The organism is Psychrobacter piscatorii, assembly GCF_001444505.1.
In the GTDB taxonomy this organism is placed as follows: domain Bacteria; phylum Pseudomonadota; class Gammaproteobacteria; order Pseudomonadales; family Moraxellaceae; genus Psychrobacter; species Psychrobacter piscatorii_B.
This window is the reverse complement of the sequence record NZ_LNDJ01000037.1, coordinates 1-778: the sequence shown is the minus strand read 5'-3', so window position 1 is coordinate 778 and position 778 is coordinate 1. Positions and strand designations below refer to the sequence as shown.

The 778-nt window shown below is 47.8% G+C and carries 1 protein-coding gene and 1 other annotated feature; the gene reads left to right on the top strand.

Annotated elements, in window-relative coordinates; translation table 11 throughout:
* Positions 1-109, top strand: a sequence feature (AL1L pseudoknot). This feature is flagged as partial in the annotation.
* Positions 1-778, top strand: a 778-nt coding sequence (locus AS194_RS02165; RefSeq protein WP_152978585.1) for an IS3 family transposase, incomplete at both ends; no start/stop codon positions are given. (Overlaps the previous feature by 109 nt.)

The following is a 778-nucleotide window of genomic DNA, read 5'->3' as shown; positions in this document are numbered from 1 at the left end:
TCGCCCAGGCGGAGCTCGGCCGCCCACCGAAATAATGACTCAGTTTATTGATGATTACAAACACCTCTATGGGGTCGAGCCAATTTGTCGAGTATTGCCGATTGCCCAATCAACGTATTATCGCGCTAAAGACTTAAGCAACAACCCACACAAGCGCTCATTGCGTTGCCACCATGATGACTTCTACATCAGCGAGATCAGGCGCATCTGGCAGGATAGCAAGTGCCGCTATGGCGCTCGTAAAGTCTGGCAGCAGATGAAAGCAGACGGCATTCATGTCGCTCGTTGTACTATTGAGCGACTAATGAAGCAGCACGGTATGCAAGGGGTTTGGCGCGGTAAGAGTAAGATTACTACCAATAGTCGTGATGATCAGCTGCGGGCGAATGATTTAGTCAATCGTAACTTTAGCGCCCACCGCCCTAACCAGCTATGGGTTGCGGACTTCACTTATATCAAGACAACTAGCGGCTGGGTATACACGGCTTTTATTATTGATGTGTTTGCTCGCGCTATTGTGGGCTGGAAGGTGTCTAATCGCATGAACACCGATATGGTGATGGCAGCGCTCAATCAGGCCATTGCATACAGGAATAATCCTAAAGATGTGATTCATCATAGTGATCGCGGGGTTCAGTATTTATCCATTCGCTATACAGATAAGATGACGGACTCTGGTGTTATTGCCTCTGTTGGCACAACAGGGGATTCTTATGACAATGCCTTGGCCGAGACAGTCAATGGCCTTTACAAGTCTGAGGTGATTCATTATTTAAAG